The sequence below is a fragment of the Methylobacterium sp. J-090 genome (assembly GCF_022829345.1).
GTDB lineage: Bacteria > Pseudomonadota > Alphaproteobacteria > Rhizobiales > Beijerinckiaceae > Methylobacterium.
Genome location: NZ_JAKSXV010000116.1, coordinates 1 through 19,784 on the forward strand (window position 1 = coordinate 1; position 19,784 = coordinate 19,784).

General features: G+C 62.0%; 26 protein-coding genes. 11 read left to right on the forward strand and 15 right to left on the reverse strand.

Annotated features, from left to right (window positions below):
* Window positions 1-3 precede the first annotated feature (3 nt).
* From MKK49_RS24875 to MKK49_RS24130, 6 genes are all read left to right on the forward strand, one after another.
* The gene (locus MKK49_RS24875; RefSeq protein WP_409565134.1) at window positions 4-96 is read left to right on the forward strand and encodes a ribbon-helix-helix domain-containing protein; all 93 of its coding nucleotides are present in this window, start codon (window positions 4-6) and stop codon (window positions 94-96) included.
* A gap of 296 nt (window positions 97-392) precedes the next feature.
* On the forward strand, window positions 393-1,130 hold the full coding sequence (locus MKK49_RS24110; RefSeq protein WP_244032730.1) for a hypothetical protein: 738 nt from the start codon (window positions 393-395) through the stop codon (window positions 1,128-1,130).
* 177 nt (window positions 1,131-1,307) lie between these two features.
* Window positions 1,308-1,529, forward strand: a complete 222-nt coding sequence (locus MKK49_RS24115) for a hypothetical protein (protein WP_244032732.1) — start codon at window positions 1,308-1,310, stop codon at window positions 1,527-1,529.
* 238 nt (window positions 1,530-1,767) lie between these two features.
* Window positions 1,768-2,133: a type II toxin-antitoxin system RelE/ParE family toxin gene (locus MKK49_RS24120; RefSeq protein ID WP_244032734.1), complete on the forward strand. Its 366-nt coding sequence runs from the start codon at window positions 1,768-1,770 to the stop codon at window positions 2,131-2,133.
* Window positions 2,134-2,457 carry a helix-turn-helix domain-containing protein gene (locus tag MKK49_RS24125; protein ID WP_244032736.1) on the forward strand — a complete coding sequence of 108 codons (324 nt, stop codon included), beginning with the start codon at window positions 2,134-2,136 and terminating at the stop codon, window positions 2,455-2,457.
* A gap of 282 nt (window positions 2,458-2,739) precedes the next feature.
* Window positions 2,740-3,306, forward strand: coding sequence for a recombinase family protein (locus MKK49_RS24130; RefSeq protein ID WP_244032737.1), 567 nt, complete (start codon window positions 2,740-2,742; stop codon window positions 3,304-3,306).
* A gap of 1,228 nt (window positions 3,307-4,534) precedes the next feature.
* On the opposite strand, the gene MKK49_RS24135 is transcribed toward MKK49_RS24130, so the two are convergent.
* From MKK49_RS24135 to MKK49_RS24195, 13 genes are all read right to left on the reverse strand, one after another.
* Window positions 4,535-4,795 (reverse strand): pyocin activator PrtN family protein, encoded by a 261-nt coding sequence (locus MKK49_RS24135; RefSeq protein ID WP_244032739.1) that lies wholly within the window; start codon window positions 4,793-4,795, stop codon window positions 4,535-4,537.
* An 89-nt stretch (window positions 4,796-4,884) separates the two neighbouring features.
* A complete protein-coding gene (locus MKK49_RS24140; protein ID WP_244032740.1) occupies window positions 4,885-5,634 on the reverse strand; it encodes a hypothetical protein in 750 nt (249 codons plus the stop codon).
* Window positions 5,631-7,577, reverse strand: a complete 1,947-nt coding sequence (locus MKK49_RS24145) for a hypothetical protein (RefSeq protein ID WP_244032742.1) — start codon at window positions 7,575-7,577, stop codon at window positions 5,631-5,633. Before MKK49_RS24145 ends, MKK49_RS24140 begins: the two co-directional genes overlap by 4 nt.
* Window positions 7,578-7,580: 3 nt before the next feature.
* A complete protein-coding gene (locus MKK49_RS24150; protein ID WP_244032743.1) occupies window positions 7,581-7,976 on the reverse strand; it encodes an HK97 gp10 family phage protein in 396 nt (131 codons plus the stop codon).
* A complete protein-coding gene (locus MKK49_RS24155) occupies window positions 7,973-8,335 on the reverse strand; it encodes a hypothetical protein (RefSeq protein ID WP_244032744.1) in 363 nt (120 codons plus the stop codon). Before MKK49_RS24155 ends, MKK49_RS24150 begins: the two co-directional genes overlap by 4 nt.
* A 130-nt stretch (window positions 8,336-8,465) precedes the next feature.
* Window positions 8,466-8,786 (reverse strand): hypothetical protein, encoded by a 321-nt coding sequence (locus MKK49_RS24160; RefSeq protein WP_244032745.1) that lies wholly within the window; start codon window positions 8,784-8,786, stop codon window positions 8,466-8,468.
* A 76-nt stretch (window positions 8,787-8,862) separates the two neighbouring features.
* Window positions 8,863-9,309 carry a hypothetical protein gene (locus MKK49_RS24165; protein ID WP_244032748.1) on the reverse strand — a complete coding sequence of 149 codons (447 nt, stop codon included), beginning with the start codon at window positions 9,307-9,309 and terminating at the stop codon, window positions 8,863-8,865.
* Window positions 9,310-9,620: 311 nt separating this feature from the next.
* A complete protein-coding gene (locus tag MKK49_RS24170; RefSeq protein ID WP_244032750.1) occupies window positions 9,621-10,199 on the reverse strand; it encodes a transcription termination/antitermination protein NusG in 579 nt (192 codons plus the stop codon).
* Between the two features lie 2 nt (window positions 10,200-10,201).
* Window positions 10,202-11,887, reverse strand: a complete 1,686-nt coding sequence (locus MKK49_RS24175; protein ID WP_244032752.1) for a hypothetical protein — start codon at window positions 11,885-11,887, stop codon at window positions 10,202-10,204.
* On the reverse strand, window positions 11,848-12,465 hold the full coding sequence (locus MKK49_RS24180; RefSeq protein WP_244032754.1) for a hypothetical protein: 618 nt from the start codon (window positions 12,463-12,465) through the stop codon (window positions 11,848-11,850). Before MKK49_RS24180 ends, MKK49_RS24175 begins: the two co-directional genes overlap by 40 nt.
* Before the next feature lie 255 nt (window positions 12,466-12,720).
* Window positions 12,721-13,305: an SLATT domain-containing protein gene (locus MKK49_RS24185; protein ID WP_244032758.1), complete on the reverse strand. Its 585-nt coding sequence runs from the start codon at window positions 13,303-13,305 to the stop codon at window positions 12,721-12,723.
* Entirely contained in the window at window positions 13,305-14,621 is a 1,317-nt protein-coding gene (locus tag MKK49_RS24735; RefSeq protein WP_313899204.1) for a nucleotide-binding domain-containing protein, read from the reverse strand. The genes MKK49_RS24185 and MKK49_RS24735 overlap by 1 nt, the downstream gene beginning before the upstream one ends.
* Window positions 14,622-14,907: 286 nt before the next feature.
* Window positions 14,908-15,876, reverse strand: a complete 969-nt coding sequence (locus MKK49_RS24195) for a hypothetical protein (protein WP_244032759.1) — start codon at window positions 15,874-15,876, stop codon at window positions 14,908-14,910.
* A gap of 80 nt (window positions 15,877-15,956) precedes the next feature.
* Between MKK49_RS24195 and MKK49_RS24200 the strand changes: the two genes are divergently transcribed.
* Window positions 15,957-16,226 (forward strand): hypothetical protein, encoded by a 270-nt coding sequence (locus tag MKK49_RS24200; protein WP_244032761.1) that lies wholly within the window; start codon window positions 15,957-15,959, stop codon window positions 16,224-16,226.
* A gap of 365 nt (window positions 16,227-16,591) precedes the next feature.
* Here MKK49_RS24200 and MKK49_RS24205 read toward each other — a convergent pair whose 3' ends face one another.
* A complete protein-coding gene (locus tag MKK49_RS24205; protein WP_244032762.1) occupies window positions 16,592-17,479 on the reverse strand; it encodes a restriction endonuclease in 888 nt (295 codons plus the stop codon).
* Between the two features lie 40 nt (window positions 17,480-17,519).
* Window positions 17,520-17,783: a transcriptional regulator gene (locus MKK49_RS24210; protein ID WP_244032764.1), complete on the reverse strand. Its 264-nt coding sequence runs from the start codon at window positions 17,781-17,783 to the stop codon at window positions 17,520-17,522.
* A 106-nt stretch (window positions 17,784-17,889) separates the two neighbouring features.
* Between MKK49_RS24210 and MKK49_RS24215 the strand changes: the two genes are divergently transcribed.
* From MKK49_RS24215 to MKK49_RS24230, 4 genes are all read left to right on the forward strand, one after another.
* Window positions 17,890-18,282, forward strand: coding sequence for a hypothetical protein (locus tag MKK49_RS24215; protein ID WP_244032765.1), 393 nt, complete (start codon window positions 17,890-17,892; stop codon window positions 18,280-18,282).
* Window positions 18,279-18,530: a hypothetical protein gene (locus MKK49_RS24220; RefSeq protein ID WP_244032768.1), complete on the forward strand. Its 252-nt coding sequence runs from the start codon at window positions 18,279-18,281 to the stop codon at window positions 18,528-18,530. Before MKK49_RS24215 ends, MKK49_RS24220 begins: the two co-directional genes overlap by 4 nt.
* A 74-nt stretch (window positions 18,531-18,604) precedes the next feature.
* Complete coding sequence (parA, locus tag MKK49_RS24225) at window positions 18,605-19,252, forward strand: ParA family partition ATPase (protein WP_244032770.1); 648 nt, start codon at window positions 18,605-18,607, stop codon at window positions 19,250-19,252.
* A 211-nt stretch (window positions 19,253-19,463) separates the two neighbouring features.
* Entirely contained in the window at window positions 19,464-19,739 is a 276-nt protein-coding gene (locus MKK49_RS24230) for a ribbon-helix-helix domain-containing protein (RefSeq protein WP_244032772.1), read from the forward strand.
* Window positions 19,740-19,784 lie beyond the last annotated feature (45 nt).

Genomic DNA, 19,784 nt, shown 5'->3' on the forward strand with positions numbered 1-19,784 from the left:
TCGATCAAACAGGAACGGACACAGGCCGCGATGATGGCCGAAGCGCTGAATTTGCTGTTCGAGCGCTACGGCGAGCCGCCGATTGCGAAGGCGTGAGCCGCCTGCCGTTGACTTGGCGGCGGGCACCACGCGACATGCTCAATTCCGGCAACGCTCAGGCTTCGAGCCGCTGCCGGCATCAGGAGAGATCACCCGCCGCGCGATAGACCCTGAAACGACTACGGCCCCCCTGTCGCCAAACAGGAGGGCCGCGAAATCGAGTGGCTTTTGGAAGGGCCGATACAGCCTCCCAAAAGCCATACGGCACCCTCGGGTGTCAAGCGGGAACGCCAATTCCTGCATCGAGATGTCGTGCCTGGACCCTAGTCGCGGCCCTACAGGGACCGAGGACGATGTTTCACGCGACCATGGCCGCCGTGATCGACGGCGTGCGCACGCTTGCGCAGATGGATGAGCTGTCCCGCCAGGTGTGGCAGGGGCATGCGGCCGGCGCCTTGAGTGACGAAGCCGCTCAAGCCCTCGCCGAGCAGCTCCATGCCCGCCGGAGCGCGATCCGGCAGGGTATCGTCCCGGTCGGTGTCCCGGTCGGACGAGCGAGCCTGTTCCCGCCTCGCCGGCATGTGACCTCGCCCGACAAGCTGGCCTCTCGCGACCGGCGTCGGTTGTTGGCTTGTTCCGGCCCGATGCCGCCCGCCCTCGCCGCCCGCTTCACCACCGGCCAGCTCGCCGTCCTGCGTATCGTGGCGGACGAAGTGACGGCCAAGGGTGTGTGCGGGCTGTGCATCGATGCCATCGCGGCCCGGGCCGGCGTATGCCGACGCCTCGCGCAGGCTGCCATCCGCCTCGCCGAGGGTGACGGATTGCTCACCATCGAGGAGCGCCGGCATGAGGGCCGAAAGAACAGCCCCAACCTCGTCCGTATCCTCAGCCGAGAGTGGCAGGCCTGGATGCGGCGCGGCCGCCGCAAGTTTGTAGATTTACGAGGACCGGCAGAAGCCGCGTCGCCTGTCCAGGGCATAGGGTGCAGAACGATTCATCCCACGGATAGGAGGGTGTTAAGTCCGGGGAAAATCGAGGCTAGGACAACTGCTGCGAAGCTGCCGGAACGGCAGAGCCGGACCCGACCATGAGAACATCTAGAATCCGCGCGACCTGTGGAGACGGTTGAGCCATGCCGGGGATGCATCCGGGCGGTCGGTATGACGAACGATGCACGCATTAGAGCGAACTTCCCCAGCGGTGCGGTGGCGGCGTGAGGGAGGCGCTGTAACCCTCCCGGCCAGCGCGGCATCGAGGATGAGGACGGGATGACCGGCAGGGCGGAATACCCAACGAACTTCCTTGCCGTGGTCCTGGAGAACGTCGAGCTACGGAAGCAACTAGCCGACGTGCAGGACCAGTGCGTCGAGCTGGCCGTGGATGCGGGCGACTTGCACGCCGAGATCGTGTCCCTACGGGAGCAGCTGCATGTAGCAGAGCAGGCCCGCGATCGGTGGCGCGGTCTGGCTGAACATCGGATTACCGGTTGAGGCAAAGAGCCGGACTCACCCGCGCAGGATCCTGACGGCTTCATGTGGGCCTGTTGAACGGGCAGACACAGCGAAAATGGGCGAACCAGATAGCCCCGTTTAAAGAATCTCCGATAAAGCTTGAACCATGGCACTTAGTGCTATACATAGGTCCGTGCAGGGACCTTACCCCCTGAGACAAATAGGACGTTTCACATGGCACACAGAATTAGCGGGCTAATGCCCTGGGGATCATCAAATGAAAATCCTAGTACCACCTGACCTATCCAAAAAGCTCGCAAAAGCTAATGTACCAGATAGCGAGCTAAAAAATGCTGTTTTACGAGCAGAGCGTGGTTTAATTGACGCTCGTATCGGAAAATATCTAATCAAACAGCGCGTACCACGTGAAGGTCAAGGAAGATCTAAGGGGTTTCGTACAGTCATCTGTTATAAAATAGGTGATTTTGCTGTGTTTCTTCATATGTTTGCAAAGAGCAACAAGCCTAATCTTAGCGATCAGGAAAGCGAAGAATATAATTTTTTCGCAAATAAGCTAGCGGATCTCAGTGATGAGAACATTACTCGTCTTGCTAAAGAGCATGACTGGAGAGAAATAGAATAGATGACTAACCAGAAGACGTACCGGAGTGATGCACTTCGGTCGCTTCATCTGGTAGCAGAAGACCTCCACGCGGTTGGTGCACTCGACAGAGCCGATATGCGCCGTTTCGACGTGTCTTGCCTAACCCCAGTGGAGGTTTTACTGCCAGAAGCGATCAAAGGCATCCGAGAAGATGCGAATATGAGCCAATCGATCTTCGCTTTGGCTCTGAATGTAACAACGTCGCTTGTCAGCAAGTGGGAGCGCGGTGAGAAGAAGCCTAGCGGCCCTTCTCTCAAGCTCCTTTCGCTCGCAGCACACAAAGGTATCGACGCCATTCTGTGAGCGCCGATACCCTTACATTTGCCGCTGAAGGGTTTTCCCAGCGCGCCAGTAGTGCGCAACCAGCTAGACGCATGCGGTTCCACTACTCCCAATTCCCGGCCGGGCCACACGTATGCCCCGCCCCCTCTGATACTGTCTCACCCGCTCTACCGTCCTTCTTCGTCCCATTCGGGTATACCCCGGCGGCACGAAGGCCTGAGACGTTCCCGGCGTCTCATATGGATTGCTTTCCGATATATGAGACGGCATAGTCTCCGGGCCTAGAGCCAAACGAGACACATCATGCCTTCATTCGGGTACGCCAGGGTCAGCAGCGCAGGTCAGGATCTGAGCATTCAGCGCGCCGCCCTGGCGGGCGCCGGCTGCGCCATCATCCGCGAGGAGGTCGGCAGCGGCACCACTACCAAAGGCCGCGAGCAGCTCAAGATCATCCTCGACTTCATCGGCAAGGGCGACGTGCTGATGGTGACGCGGATCGACCGCCTCGCCCGCTCCATCGCCGACCTTCAGGACATCGTTCGAGACCTAAGGGCGAAGGGTGCGGCGCTGAAGGCAACGGAACAGCCGATCGACACCAGCACCGCCGCCGGCAAGGCGTTCCTCGACATGCTGGGGGTGTTCGCCGAGTTCGAAACCAACCTGCGACGCGAGCGCCAGACTGAAGGAATCGCCAAGGCCAAAGAGGCAGGGGTCTATAAGGGCAGGCCGGCGACGATCGACACCACACAGATCCTCGCCCTCAAGGCCCAGGGCATCGGTCCTGCCGCCATCGCCAAGCGGCTTAGCATCGGCCGGGCCAGCGTGTACCGCGTCCTCGGGAAGAGCACCGAGGTGCCCGCCAACGGGTGAGGCTTAGCCTCAACCCGCCGCGAGCGTTCCACCATCGGCATCAGCGGTCCAACGTCCGGTAAAGGCTCGGCGAACGTCACCGATTCCGCTCCTGAAGGCCGGCTCATCAGCCGATCCATGGACGACGGGCCAGACGATCTGAAGCCCTATGGGCTCAAGCCGTACCCCATTGAAATCACAGCGTTTTAAACGCGGTTGGACGGCTGGACGGCTTTCACCCCCCTACTGTCTTACTCACGCACAGCAATCTGCTGTGCAAGCCATTGTCGTCACACGTCTTTTCGCCCCTTCCCTATTCACCACCGAACGGCACACCTGTCCGGTTCTGCCCAACCGCCTATGGTCTGCCTGCTCATATCTTCTTCTCCTAGAGAAGGAGCGAGCCGTCCAAGTTGTCCAAGCCGTCCATTCCGTAGGCAGATTATCTCCAGGCGGATCGTCCAAGGCTTGTCCACGGTTGTCCCTAAAGCCATGCGCAAGCAACATAACGCGACCAGCTGTGTAGGATAAAAGTCGTATAGGGAGAAAAAAGAATTGTCGTAATTTCGCGGCGAAAAAGACAGGGTTACACACCGGTCTAGAGCTAAACAAATCCTGGACTTTTGGACCCCCCTACCCCCCTTACACTTCAATACTATCAAGGAAAGCTTTGTTCATATCAATCAACCGTTGAACAAAGGGGAGCGGGGTAATCGGTGCGGACAAGGGACAGTGAGCCAGAAGATCCAACAGAACCCCAGGTCTATGGCTCAGGCTTAGGTGACGACCAGGGGTCTGCACCTGCTGGCATCGGACAGGGACATCACCGAGATGCTTATCGCCCTGCCTCTTCCCGTTGCTTCTTCGAGCTGTGGCATGAGGTGCAGAGAGACTGGTAGGGGCCGGCCCAGAAGGCGGCCACGTCCCCCCGATGGGGCGTGACGTGATCGCAGACCACGGCCGGGGTCACATGATCCTCGGCGAGGCACATCCGGCACAACGGCTCTTCCCGAAGCTGCACGGCCCGCACAGCCTGCCATCGCGCCGTGGAGTACAGGGGACGGGTCGGCACCTGTTGCCGCCGCCTGCGGTCATACCCCTGCTGATCAGCAAGGGAACCACGCCCCGTGGCAGGGCGGAATATGGGGGGCCGGGTAGGCATCGAAACCATCCTTCATCGTGAGCAGGGACCGGCCAGGAATTCGACCGGTGGAACCCGAGGAGAGCGGCGGGCAAGGATGAGCAGTGGTCAGCCGCAGAGCTGTCGGCATTCCTTGCGGGCGGCTTCCGCACGTTCATCGATCCAGCGGGCAAGGTCGGTGAGGTGGACACCCTTCGCGCACCGCTCGCTCGCCTCGATCCGAATGAGCGGCAGGGCAATGGCACCCGTGCTGATCTTCCGGACCAGCTTCTCCGGGGTGAGGTGCGAGAAGTAGTCCCTGGCCACGCGGTCGATCAGGATCACCGCGGCGCCATCGTACTGAGCCATGAGGAGGAAAGCGGTGTTCATGGAGACCTCGTGTCCTGTCGAAGGGCAGGGGCCGGACTGAACCAGATGCCAGCGCCGACCCCTTTGCTATGCCGCAGCAGGACGAGGTCTCAACCGCGCAGGAAGCCCGGCAGCAGATCGCCGCGCGTCGGGTCGACCTTCTCGCCGAAGGGGTCCGGCCAGCGATGCACGATCTCGGACGTGATGCAGTCGCGGAAGATCGTGGTGAGCTGCACAAAGCCGCCCACGCTGTAATCCTCATCCGCCGGCTCGTCGGGGGTTGCCCCCTTGTCGAGACGGGCAGCGCAGACACCTCGGATCGCGATATGGCGACCATCTTCGGGAGGGCCTTCAGAACCACCGAGCACCAGCCCGGCGGCCTTGCGTGCATCCTCGCTCGGCGTCGGTGCGAAGTGGCTCTCGGGCAAAGGCGCCAGGGTGTAGGCGGCTTGCACGATGGTCTCTTCGCCAATCGCAAACGTGAAGTCGCGACTGCGCAGGCTGTGCGTTTCGAACCGATTCCGTTCGGTCGAGAACCCCCCGATCATGAAGCTGAAGTGCGGATATGACCGGCCTTCAGCTTGAAGCGCGGCGTGCAGCTCCACGCTGAGGGGAGGCATCAGCGCCAGCACATCATCGAATCCCGTGATGGTCACACCACGGTTCGCGATCTGCACCAGGGCATGATGCATGGCCGAGCACGCCCCACCTGCGCCTCGGTTGGCGAAGGCACAGGACCACTCCGGCATGATCGCCACCTTGGAGACGTGGCCCTGCACCACGCCTTGGCTGTCATAGCCGATTCCATCCGTCGCGATGGCAATGCCCGTTTCGCTCCGCACGATGCTGATGGCACTCATGACAGGTACTCCCCCCAACCACCTTCCCGACCCCTCTCGGGGATCGACCAATTTTGAGACTGCGCCGAACGCGGGCCGGCCACGTACCCGCCGGTCGAGAAGGCCGGGAGCCTGTTAGCGTTCATCGCCTCCAAGAGCGGGGCGTATTCCTTGGTCGCCTTGGCGTTCATGACGAACTCGCCATTGCTCAGGCGGGCCAGGATCTCGTCCGAGGTGCCCGTGCCGGGCCCTCGGATGTGACCGCCATCGGCGAACTTCAGGAAGTTGAGGCCGACATCGAGGCCCTTCCCACCGCCGAACAAGCCGCTCAGCAGGCCGCCGCTGGTGCTGCCGCTCTTGCCGAACAGGCTGTCGACCACGCTGTTCACGCCCTGGTCCGCGAGCCGATCGAACAAACGGCCAACCGCATTCGTGAGCGCCTGCATCGCGGTCACGCCGTTGCGGGCATCTGAGACCAGGCCCCCGAGCACGCTGGAGCCGATGGACCGAAGGTTCTCGTGCTGCTCGCGCACCTCCTCGATCTTGTCGCGATACTGAGCCGTCGCGGCCGAGGTTTCCTTGATGGTGGCAATCTGTTGGGCGCTGAGCGTCAGACCGTTCTGCGTCGCCAGCTCCTGAGCCTTGGCGAGGTTGATCGCCACCACCTTCTCGGTGTTGCTCTTGCCGATCGCGTCCACCTCGGCCTTGAGGGCCGCCGTGGTGCGGGTCAGGCCGTTCACGTAGGTTTCTACGGCGTCCAGGCTCTCGCTCGGTGCGGCCGGCTTCGAGGTTCGTCCGCCGCCGCCTGTCTTCGGCTCCTCCGTGAAGAAGCTGAGGGGACGACGCGGCGGTGCCGGTGCATCCTTGATCGCGTTCTCAGGGCCGGCTGGCTTTTCCGGGCCAATCGGCTTGTCATAGATCGTCCGCGCGCCGGTCACCTGATCGTTGAAGCCCTCGGAGAAGATCTTGGCGGTGCCTCCGATGATGAGGCCCACCGTCTTCAGATAGTCGGCGAGCGGCCCCTGCATCTCTTGGATCTTGGTGTAGAAGTTGCCGGCGTTCGCGGTGGCCTTGGCCACGCCCTCGGCGATGCCCAGCCAGATATCGAGCACCTGTCGGCCGGTGCCCTCCAGGGCCACTGACACGTGGAAGAAATCGTCGATGGCCTTGTAGGCGGCGTCGAGGCGGTCGCGGAACTCGTTCGCCCGGTCCACGTCCTCTTGCTTGACCAGATCCTCGCGCTTGCGATCCAGACTCGCGGCGATGGCGTCGATGTCGAGGCGGCCGGATCGGATGTTGTTGGCGATGTCCGCACCGAACAGCTTCTCGCCGAGGTCGATCGCAGCCAGACCCAGCCCCAGGTCCCGCAACTCCTGCATGGCCGTCACGGCGGCACGGATGCGGCCTTCGTTCGTGTTGGCCTTGTTGTAGTCCGCCAGCCCCTGGGACTGGAAGCTGCCGGTGTAGCCGGTCTCAAAAACGTCGTTGAGCTGCTTTTTGACCGGGTCCTCGTGCTCGAATTTAGGCGTGACGACCTGCCCTGCCTTCCGAAGCGCCGCCTCCACCTCGCTGGTGCTGATCTTGGCTTTCTCGGCCGCCTCGCTGAATCGCTGGAAGAACTCCACCCCGATGCCAGCCTTCCCGGCATCGGCCCCGAGCTTGATGAAGCGGTCGAGCTGCGCGTTCGCTTGGCTGATCGAGGACGACACGAGCGTGTAGGCCGCGAGGATACCGGCACCGGTCGCCGCAAGGCCGATCGCTGCCGTCTTGGCGGTGTCCAACTGCCCCGGTAGCCGCGCCAGCCCCTGGATGCCGCTCATGGCGGTGTTGATGCCGGCCGCCGTGCTCTGGAAGGATTTCAGCATCTCGGCCGAGCGCTGCAACGCGAGGTCGCGCGCCCTGCTCATGGCCCCCTCGAACTTCGTGATGTCGGCGGTGACGGAATAGGAAAGCGGGCCGCTCATGGCTTACCCCTCATCCAGGGCATCTTGCCCAGATCGATCGACGGCATCGCCGAACTCGTCCTCGCGGGCGTTGATCGACGGATAGAAGAATGGCCGCGCGGGCTGGCGGGTGGTGCCGTACTCCACCGCCATGGCGTGATCGTAGGCCCTACCGTTCTTCGAGAACTTCGTGGTCGACTGCCCGCCGGCCTCGATGGTGACGCGCAGGGCCTGCGCATCTGTTTCGACATGCACGCTGTCCCGCAGGGCGCCTTCATCCTCTGGCGCGGCCTGCCGGATGTCCTCGGCGATGCTCTGGGCCGTGCTTGTCAGGCCCCCGAGGACTCGTTCCCGCAGGCGCGCCTTACGGGTCGCGGAGAGCGCAAGGCTCTCGAATTTGGGAAGGCTGAACTCGATCATGCGGCCCCCTTGAAGGGTTCGCGCTCGTCGAACACAGCGGCCTCGGCCGCGATCCCGAACAGTCCCGCCTCAAGGACGCGAGCGGCGAGCGGCGCATAATTGCCGGGGCCGTTTTTGATCAGGACATCCGTGATTTCGGGGTCCGGCTTATATCCGACGAAGGGCCACGAAGCGGGCGACAGGACCCGCACCAGATCCTCGAACGTCCACTGCCCGAGGCCGAACCTCTGGAAGGCGGCGTAGGGCGAGAAGTCCTCCCTCATGTGAGGGTTGAGGTTGGTGAGCCCGTTTGACCGTGGGTATCGGAAAACGCGCTCCTGCCCGCCGAACTGCGCGATGACGTGATCGACCCTGCTCATCCTGGCCTCCTGTCTCTGAAAAATCGTGGTGGGGGGTGCCGGCCGCGCTGAGGATTTGCTGCCGGCTTTTGGTGCGGTTCCAGACACCGCTACGCGGCCCGGACGGTGAGGACACGAGAACCCCCGCCGGCTATGCCGGGCCGGTCCTGCCGGCGAGCTTGTCGGCCTTGTGCTGTTCCGACATCCGCCGGGCCCCGTGCAGGCGCCGCAGCTCGGGAATACGAAGGTCATGACGCTCGGCAGCGCGATGAATGGCGACCAACTCGGCTTCGATCCGGTCCAGATCCTCACCCGCTCCAGCCAGCACCGCATCCTGCCGCTCGACGGCTAAGGCCTGCTCACGCGCACGAAGAGCCTGACGGTCAGCCTTGGCGGCTTGAAGCTCAGCTTCCAGCTCGGAAGCGCTCGCCTTGCCGGAGATGGTGTGAATAAACGCGCTGAATAGTTTCATGGCATCCTCCGCGAGAGATATCTCGCACAGGTATTCAGAAGCCAAAACAGGATGATTAATTCAAGCTGTTGAGAGATTAGATGCCAATGAGGATCTTGCTTAGCTGACGATCACTTTCAGGGGCCGGGCAGAACTCAAAGGCACGGAACAGGTATTCCTTTTCCGTGCCTCGATAATGCTCTGGCATCACGCCTGAAGCACTATCACGGGGCCAGCAGTCGGTGCCGTAGCGCTTGACCAGAATTTGGAGCCACAGCGCCCGCTCGCGCACCGAAGCATCCGGCCGGTGGAATCGCTCGACCAAGGCGCACAGCTCGCGGTCCCGACCGGCGCGACGCTCCCGTGCATACCAGGGCTCACCACCCGGTCCGACCGAGAGGCCGAAGGCGTCCTCCAAGCTGAAGCCAGCCGGAGCGAGAGACAGGTACTCCCGCAACCGTGCCGCCAAGGCGGCAAGGTCCGCCGGTTCGTGGCGGTCCTCCGCAATCCGTCGCAGAAGCTCAAGGCCCCCAGCCGCCGTCATGGCCGCCTCGGGGTAAGCTCGACATCCGTGATGAGCAGGCGCCAAGCCATAGGTTCACACCTCCATATTTTGAGGGAAGGGGTTCGGGGATGAGACGAACGTCGGTCAGGCAAAGCGAAATCCAGAGGGCGATCCGCGCCGTTCACGCGGCCGGCCTGACGGTGTTTCGGGTCGTCGTCCGAGCTGATGGGGTCTCCATCGAAACGCTTGAACAGCCCGACCGCGAGGAGGACGAATTCCACGCAGAAGAGGGCCACCACCAAGACAGGGTGGTGGTCCTATGATCGTCCGCCCGAGAACACCGGGCGCCGTCATGGTCGTACCTTCGCGGCCTCGACGTGATCGAGCGGCATCGGCACCGCTTGAGAGGTGCCGAAAATCCTAACGGTGATGGAAATGCGAGCGTCGGGCAGGAACCCCGCCACTGTGCCTGGGAAGGATCGGAAAGGGCCGTCAACGATGTTGACCCGCATGCCCGGCACGAGAGCTTTAGCGGCCTGCGTTCGATCCGCAGCCGCCATCTCGGCGAGATGATCGTCCGTGAAATCGTACACCCCGGCCGCTTCAGCCGCGCGTAGGCCATCGAGCATTTCAGCCTCGACGGTCACCGGTCGCCCGGCGATCCGCACCATGCCCTCAAGCCCAGGCGTCTGGCGTAGGCCGAGCAGGTTCTGCCCACGGGCGAGGCCGACGAAGATGTACCGGGGGAACAGCGGTCGCTTGACCGCGACAGCCTTGTTCCTCCGCACACGGGTCACCGTCATTGCCGGCACGTAGGTGCTGAAGGCTCGCCGCCGAATGCTATCGGCTGTCGTGTTCTCCCGCTTGTCGTTGGTGAAGGCCACGAACCATTCCGAGGCTTCCTCGACCGGAGGATATTTCGGAGCCATGCTCAGGCACCCCTCTTCACGACGGGGGAGATCCGGATGGTTCGGATGCCGGAATGGCGCTTCTCGATGTTGAAGCCCTTGGCCCTCACCAGCGGGGCGCAGCGCACCAGCCGGTTGCCGAGGCCTTGCGCCGTGACAGGCCAGGACTTGAGGCGGGTCACACTGTCCGGCGCGATCTCCGTGAGGGCTTCCAGCAGGTCGGCCGCCGTACCCTCCCACCCGTGCTCCAACGGCTCGACCAGCCGGCAGACCTGCATCGCAACCGGATCGGACTCGAAGGCGGTTTGGTTCACCTCCTCCTGATTGCCGGTGTAGGCGGCGGTGAAGGTGCCTTCCTCCCAACCCAAGCCGGGCTCGGCCGCCGTCATCCACTTCGTGAAATCCGCAAGGCGCGGGGCACGTTCGAGCTTAACGGAGCCGATCCGGCGGACGGCCGAGGAAAGGCCATCGCACAGGGCGCCGAGCACACGGGGTGCTGCCACCTGCCAATCGGCCCAGAACTCATCTTCGGCCCGCCGCTCATCCTCCGGGATGGAGAGGAGCTGAATCGTCACGGCCCGCGAGGCGAGGTCGGCCCGCTCGGTTAGGGCCGGGATACCGTTCAAAATTATCGGCCGCGCGACCATGAAAATCGACTCGTCGCGGTCGCTCATGAGCTGCCGCGTGGCGTAGCCGGCGCCCGTCGCGATGGAGCACAGGACGTCCGAAAGCCAGGGCTCGACCCGGCTCAGGTTGTCCATCACCAGCATGTGCGCGTTGCTCGCCGCGATCATGAGATCGCGCGGGTCCTTCGGCACGGCACGGATCGGGGCCACGTTCGGATCGACCAGGGTGCGGATGAGCTTGCAGAAGGTGGACTTGCCCGACCCCTGTTCGCCGTTGACGACGAGGATGGGATAGGGGCCGGTCTCTCGCATCGCGGCTACCAGCCACGCGACCACCAGCTGAAAATCCTCATCCGTCGCCACGTTGACGAACCGGCGCAGCTCGCCGATTTCCGAGCCGCCTTCGGGCTCGCACAGGGCCCGCATGCCAGCCGAGCGGACGAAGGGCAGGCCGTGGCCTTTGATGAGGTCCCAGCTGTTGGGGCCGATCTTCACCACGCTCCATTCGGGGTCGCAGAGATCGAGGTATAGGAAGCCGCCTTGCGCCCCCACGCGGGACCAGGGCGTGCGCAGCCGCCCTTCCTGGGTCGCCCTCGCCTCCAACACGCGCAGGGTGTCTTCGAGCGCCTGAGCACCAGGGACGAGGCCCGTCGTCTCATAGGCGCGCGAGGCCAGCCACCGCTTGAACTTCTTGGAACGGACGCCCCAACTTTCGCGATGATCGCGAACCGCGAAGGTGGCGTAGGCCTCGCCGTCCTCATCGTGCCAGAGATCGCAATCCTCCGTCAGCGACATGAGGCTGTCGCGTTGAGGGGTCCGCCGGCGCTTGGAGGTCTTGGCCTTGCCAGCATCGCCGGATGACGCACCGGCCGCCTTGCCCTTGGGCTTCGCCCGCGAGGCCTTCGGCTCCCCCTCTGCCGATTCCGCTTCGGGTGTCTCGTCGTCAGCCTGATCGTGGCCGATGGGCTCGGCGCCATCCACCAACCGCGTGATTTCGTGGAGCGGGTCGTTCGGCGGACCCGGCTCGCCCTCGCCCGCCGACATCAGCGAGACGCCCGTGAAGGAGCGCCGCGCACCACCCACGCATCGATGACGGCTTGCAGCTCGAAGGCCGCCTGCGCATCGAGCCGGTCGAACGACAGAGCCTCAAGGAAGCGAACCGCCGCAACGCCTGGAGGAACGCCGTACAAGGCAGCGGCCAACCGCAAGAAGCCCCGCCCCTCGATAGGCTTGCGGCCACGCGGTTCGATGAGCCAGCTTTCGGCGCCGAAAATCCAGGCGTTGCCCTTCGGCGTTCGCTTCTGGAGCACAGGCCCGCGCACGGTTTTGATGCCGAGCACGTAGCGCAGCAGGCCCGCCCGTAGGATGCCAGCCGCCTGATCCATCACGCGGAACAGTCGCTGTTCGCCCACCAACAGGCCACCAGGGACAGCCGCTTCTTCGGAGGCCGGCCCGCCAATGACATCGAGATCGTACCCGGTATGCCCGAGCGGCGAGTGCTGATCATCAGCACAGTGCGGCGCCCGGTGACCGCCTCCACCGGCAGCACCATGCCAGTGCAGAGCCTCGCACCAGGGGCACCAGGTCACGACATGAACCGGGTCGCCAACTTCCGATGCAACGGTGAAGGCAGGAAGGCGAGGAGGGGTAGAACTAGCCATCGGTGCAGGGTGTCCCGTCTACGTGTTGACGGTGACGAACCTGACCGAATTGAAGCCCCTACCCGGAGCGAGAGGAGGCGATAACTAGGTTTTCTACCCCCTTCGCTAGTGCCACCGCATACCGAACCCAGCGTTGCCAGTCGGGAAGGTGGCGACATCGGCATTCGCCGACATCAGGTCATTGGGCACTGCCAAGCCGATGCTGGAAGCCAGTCACTCTTTGATTTGAGTGGGTCGGCCGCGTCAGCGACGCCTCTAGCGACAAAAATTGGCCTGGGCGATCCACCATCCAACCCCGACGATGATTGCGATGGCTAATACCACGATCGTAATCTGAGCAGACAGCGGCACCTTGTCTTTCCACGTGAAGTGAAGTTGCTCGTCCATCCAGTCGATCTGCGTCTCTGCGAACAGCTTATAATGGGCGTACCATCCACTTAGAAACACCTGCCTGCCAATAGTTGTAGAATAATATTCAACATCAATTGTATCAAATTCGATCTTCGCCGCAGTAGTATCCTGACCAGATTGAACACTGCGATAAAGAGACTTCAATTTGTTGTATTGATGGAGTAGCTTGTTCGCAGCATTCTCGTACTCTTCGGCTCGATAGAACGAGAGATACAAGCTCGCAATACCAGCGATGAGCAGGATTGCTGACGGCACCTTCGCAGAAAGTGGATCATAGATGAGTGCGAATATGCCGACTGCACTGGAAATGATTCCGACCCATCCCGGTCCCTTTCCAACAATGTCGTATGTCGCAAACGTCTTCTTCACACCGAATGCGACATCATAGCCTTTCTCGGCAATTGTTTTTAGCAGCAGGTCCTTGTCCATCAGCGCTCACTCTCGTCTACAATAGGGACATGGATACGGTCCTTGGCGATCACTACGCCGTTCTGAACTGCAAAGCAGTCTACAACATGCTCGCCACGGAAATTCGAATGCTCCTGCTTGGTCCTGCTTCCACTGTCTTTCTCAATCTGGCCACGTATTTTGTTGAGCCGGATTGCCTCTGAACCCCTGTTGAGCACCTTCCAGTAGACGTGATAGATGCCTTTAATATCCTGGTCTACAATGTAGAACCTGAGCGACTTGGACTTGAACACATTAAGGCGGTTCATACCTAGTACTCTCCCCGCGCGAAGGAAGATCGTGCGGAAGCCATGCTGGCGTACCTCACACTCAAGTCGCAGCGAGTGCCGAATGTCCACAGGGAACTGATCTTCAATGAACTCCTCAGTATTATCCGCAGTGTAGCCAGCCTCAACGATGTAAGCCCTCTTAACCTCTACAGCCTCTGAGATCGGATAAGCCCGTCCAAGCAGCTTGCGCCAGCGATTGTTAGCCTTTGTTGCTTCTCCAGCCTCAAGTGCCTTGTCAGCTAACTCAAGCCCCTTCTTGGCTTTGTTCTGAAACGCCTTATGTACCTTGACGTGCTGACCGCTACCTAGAGCTCCATAGCGATCCTGCTTGGGTTGATCGGCCAAGTAGAAGAGGAAATCGCGCATCATCTGACCGCACGAACCAAATGACGCCGTGTCGTAAGTCGTTCGACCTATCAAGAAATTGTGCGCAAGTGTATCGACTAACAGTCCGCCCATGGCAACGCCATGCTTGTTCTTCCAAGCACGGGTCATTTTGGCGAGCCGGCGAAGGTTGCCATTTTTGTTATTATCTATCTGTCTAGTTGCGGACAATTCTTCTCGGGGCTTGGTCAGCCTGTATTTATTGTTACCGCGAGTATATGGATACCAGAAGCCATCTTCATCCTCGAAGACAGGTTGCGCCTCGATCTTGAAATTTTGGTACTTGATCACAACGACAAGCGTGTCGGGGTAAACCTCGGTCGTAGTATAGCGATTGCTGATCGCGTCAGCTGTGTCCCTTAGCAGCTGGTAGGGCTTGTCCTTGTACTTGTCCCAAAGTCCGTTCGGCATGATGTATATCATGTCCAAATCAGATATACCCTTAATGCCGGTCCACCGTCCATAGGAACCAACCTGAAGTGTATTAGCAGTTCGGCTTTCTATATCACGGAACTGAAGGTTTAGTGCCCTTGTTACTTCGCCATAGCGTTGGGATATGCTGCTTGCATTGTCGATTGCAATATTTGAAAACAGTGTTTTGAAATCATCCGCCCTGCTTATGATCGCCTCCCCTTGTTGCGCTCTTGTCTAGTTCCAACCATGGCGCTGTTGGCGTCTAAAGTAGATGGTTGTTTATTTTGATTTAGTTAGTTTATGTATAAATTCCCTCATCATGAGCAGGGGGCCGCCATAGGATAGGCCCTTGGTTCACTCTAAGGTCGTCCCAGGAACGATGTAGGCCGGTTGCGACGTCAGTAAACGACTAACATGATCGCTCCGGTATTCAGAGCCGATGGGCGGCAACCACCCGGGCAGCCCTTCACATAAACAGGCTCAACGATTTCAAACTCTAGGTGCTTTGCAGGCAGGCCTGCCAGAGGATGGGGTGCTTGTTACGGAGGTGTTGCTTCACATACTCTAGGTCCACACCGACCGCGCCTTCCTGCTCAAGGGCATCAGCCAACCATCGCGCCAACTCGGCGCCAGTTTCCGGTTTGCCATCGGTGCTGACGCGAAGCATCAGACGGTCGAACGCGGATTCCCACGGGAATTTTGGAGGGGCGCCACCCTTGCTGCGCTCAGGCCGAGCTGCGACGGACGCAGCATCTTTTGAGACGCCTACGCGCCGAACCACCACACCGGACCACCGTACTTCCGTGCGCTCCACGCGCGACGGAGGCCAATTGCCGGTCCGCTCCACGCCGACATGGACCACTTCGAGGATTTCCCCATCGACGAAGCTGACCCGTGTCTTGGGTGCGCTCCACACGCCGGGCAGGATGGGCGCCGGCGCACCACTCCCTCTTGCATGCCCGGAGGCTTCCAGATCCCCACCGCGCAGCAGTGCCATCATGGCTTCGTACCGCTCCCGAACCGTGCGAGCGATACCCCGGATTTCGCCGAGCAGATGGTAGGCATCAGGGTTGTCATCTGCGAGACGATCGAGGCGCCCGGCCCGCTCAGTTGGCTCGATCTCAGCGAAGCGGCTTCCGGCAAGATCGCACCATTCTACGAGCAGATCGTACCGTCTGAGGACCGCCGGCCATGCGGGCTGGTGCTCAAGGAAGCGACCATCGAGCATCGACCGCGCGTCGCAAAAGTACCCCCGGTTCTCGACCATGCTGGACCAGTCGTGAAACCGATGGCCAGACACGTGCTCCATCAGCACCCTGACGGCCGGGACGCCCGTGACCGCCTCTGCGAGCAGATCGGCGAGCGGCAGACCGACACGGGCTAATGCCTTTTCCGCCTGGAGCGAAAACACGATGGCGGTCGGGTCACCCAACGCCCTCCGCGCCGCATCGACATCGGATGTCACGCCTCGCACACCTTCCTTGATCGGTTGCCCGCCGGGGATTGAGAGGGACGCCTATGCGGTTTCATGTCGAACCCCGCGATGTGCCGGCATCCGCCGCAGCGCGCCGCCTCGGGCTGACGCTTGCGGAGTTCGAGAAGGTGAGCGAACGGCTCTATGGCCGAGGCTTTCCCCGGCCCGATCCTGACACCCATCGGTTCGACCTCGACGCCATCGACCAGTGGCGCCGCCTCCGAAACGCATCCCTGTTCGGCCTCGCGGCACCCTCGGCGGCGAGAGACGCCAACGATGTCGTGCGCGAGCGGGTGGAGAAGATGCGCCGCCCTCGCGCAGGGTCCAACGGACCGGATTGACGTGCTTCAGGTCCAATTTTCCTCTCCATCCGGGGCAGACCCGACCGTCTCGGACGAGAGGCGATTGCGACGTTGCAGGTAGGCGACGACGGCAGGCCAATACCGTCGATTCCCGAACAGAGGGTCGCGGCGCGGCAACCCATCGCGCTCTAGGATGGCGGCAACACCGTCCCAGGCCGCCGCCATCTTTCCCGAGGCATCGGGCCCGTAGATCTCCGCCACAATCCGCGCCTCGCTCGGGTAGAGCGGGATCGAACGGTCACAATGGATGCTGCCTCGCCCGACGGTCACGGCTGAGGCGCCTTCCGCAGACCCGCGCGAAATCCCCCAGCATCGTCAGCGGTAAGTGGCGTCATCGTCTCACCTCACGCCGGGAACAGGTCGGTCACACGGGCGAACGGCTGTCGTCGTTCCGAGTGATATCGAACCTTCCGGCGGATCACCTCCCCCAAGTCGACCCGCCGGTTAAGGGCATGGTAGATGTCGGCGCCGTCCATCATGATCAGGCGCTGTGCGGTGAAGGCATCGGAACTCACGTCCGAGAACCCTCCGTTCGAGACATAGAGGCCCCTGGTCCAATCCGGGCGCATAAGCAGCTTGCCCTGGAAGCTGTGCAACATCCCCGCGCCAATCGGACGGAGCTGCCACTTGGCCTCGACCAGATAGGTGTTGCCGTCATGCTGGAACGAGCCGTCGATTTGCTCGCCGACCGTGGAGAAAGCGGCATTGGCCGCCAGCCCCCACACGTCGCACCACCGTTTCAGGAAGCGCTCGAACGCGTAGCCCCGTTGCTGCGGGGCTTCGTCCATTCCCCTCATCGCCAGGAAGTCATGCTCCAGCGCCGAGAGCACGCCTTCGCTCGGGCCGGTCGATGGCGGTGGCGTTGAAGGCACGGCGTTCGGGTCCGCCGGCAACGCTCGTCCCCCGAGCTTGACCAAGAGGCTGCTCAAGCGCAGCCGGGCGTTGGGCACCTTCTCGGCCTCGCCTCGATCGAGCAAGCCAGCCTCGCGATACTCCCACAGGGCCACAAGCGCCCGAGCCACAACGAGATCAGGGGCCACTTCGAGGAATGCGCGGAAGCGCTTTCCCTTCGCCGGCCCGTGGATCGCGTATCGCTCGTGGTAGATGTCGACCCCGAGGTCCCGGCTGAAGAACGCCGCGAACCGGGCGTTGCTGAAGTCCAGCACGTAGCCGCCGTACATTCCGAAAATGCCGTCGACCAGCGCCATATCGGTGGCCGTTAGGTTCGCCATCGATCCACCCGTTCAATCTTCGATGCGACCGCCGCCGATCTCACGCGACGGGCTCGGCCAGGGTGATCTGCTTTTGCAGACGAACGCCCGGCCCGGCGCCGTTCTCAGCGATGAAGATGATGCCGGCCGCCTCAAGAGCCGACTGGATAGCGTCCACGGTTCGAGACTGAGCGGCGAGCGGGCCGGGCTGGCCTTCGAGCCGCTTGATGGAAGGTAGGGACACCTTCGACGCCTCCGCCAAGGCCCTTTGCTCCCAGCGCAGCAATGCCCTCGCGGCCCGAACCTGTTCGCTGGAAATGACCATAGGTTTAGATACCATAAGGATTGATCGATGCCACAGGTATTGACGATACCTTAAGGCGCGATTAATTCCTGAGGTGTCGCACACAGCGCTTTTAGGAACAACACCAATGCCGAACGACACCGTTCCGGCAGCCGCCAGCGGCTTGCCTTCACCCCGCCGAGGATTCCTCCGAGGACTCCTGACGCTTCCGCTCATCGGCGGCGGCGTAACGATCATCGGCAACCCCACGGCGGCGGCCGAGCCCGTTACGGACGCGCTGCTCGACAGCTACGACGCTTGGCTGGAGTCCGAACGGCGCTGGCTTCAATGGCAACGCCAACGTCCCCTGATGCACCGGCTAAACCCTCCCTATCGCAGCGACGTACCAGGGTTTGAAACCTACGACGTGATTCCCGCCCGCAATGCCGGCGCACGCTTTCACGGCATGGGCGAGCCCCCAGCCATGACCCGCGCCGCCCTCGTCCTCAGTGCAGTCGGCTGCGATTGGAGGCGGTCATGAGCGGCGAACAAAACGCACCAGAGACCATCTTCGACTTGGTCGCGGATATGGAAGCCAGCATCAATCGGGTGGATGTCTGGGCCAAAGCCTTTCAGGCAGTTGCAGCCCCAGAAAATCGGATCGACCCCGAGGTGATCGACGTCATGGCGGACGCTCTTGAGGAGCTAGGAGACCGCTTGAAATTCAAATTTCGGCGAGCGTTCGAGATGGCTCGGGACCTTGAGGAGGGCCGGAAGGGAAATCCTTAACGTACGATTTACCTTCACGTGTGCACACGTGGCGGACTACACAGGGCCACCGGCTCGCATGTGAGGAAGCCCAGATGCGCACCATCGCGCTCATCAATCAAAAAGGCGGCGTCGGAAAAACCACCGTGGCGCTGCACCTCGCCGCCGCCTTTTGGCAGCACGGCGCCGACGCGCTGGTGCTTGACCTCGATCCGCAGGCGTCGGCCAGCGAATGGCACGATGCCCGCGCCGAGCCGCTTCCGCACGTCGAGAGCATCCAGCCGGCCCGCCTCGCGAAGTTGGTCGAACACGCTGCTGAAATCGGCACGCACGCGCTGATCCTCGATACGGCTCCGCACGCGGAGAGCACGGCCCTTGACGCGGCGCGGTGCGCCGATCTCGTGCTGGTGCCGTGCCAGCCGTCGATCATGGATCTACGGGCAATGCGCAAGACGGTCGACCTGCTCAAACTGGTCAAGGTGCCGGCCTTCGCCGTGCTCAATGCGGTACCGCCTCATGGCGCGATCGCCGACGAGGCTGAAGAGATGATCCGGGGGACCCTCGGCCTGGAGGTATGCCCGGTGCGGCTCGGCGATCGCGTGGCCTACAGCCGATGCCTGATCTCCGGACAGGTGGCGCAGGAGGTTGAGCCCGATGGAAAGGCCGCGTCTGAAATCTCACGCCTGCACGTGTGGACATGCGATCAACTGCGCATCCCCACAGGCGAACGGGTGCGCGCGTGAGGAGCCTGGAGCGCTTTGGATCGAAGGTTGGAAGACGCGGGCCACGGGCGGCCCGAAGTCCAGGGCCGAGGCGATTGCGGAATTCTGACACGTGGTCCCGAGGCCCGCTTTCGCCGGCTTGATGTGTGAACATGCGCGCAATTGCGCATCCTCACAGGCGGATTAGCACGCACGTGACCATTCCCACAGGCTCACAGGAAAGCATGAGCACATGACCAATCGCTTCGAAGAGGGACTAGCGAAAATCAAAACCGTGAGCGGGAAAGCGTCGGCTGCGGTAGAGCCCGCCATTACCGCCCCGGCATCCTCGCAGGCCGCGCCCAGCCGCAAGGGCAAGGTCGTGATTTCCGCCTACTTCGATTCGGCCGTGCGCCAGCAACTCGCCATCCTGTCGATCAAACAGGAACGGACACAGGCCGCGATGATGGCCGAAGCGCTGAATTTGCTGTTCGAGCGCTACGGCGAGCCGCCGATTGCGAAGGCGTGAGCCGCCTGCCGTTGACTTGGCGGCGGGCACCACGCGACATGCTCA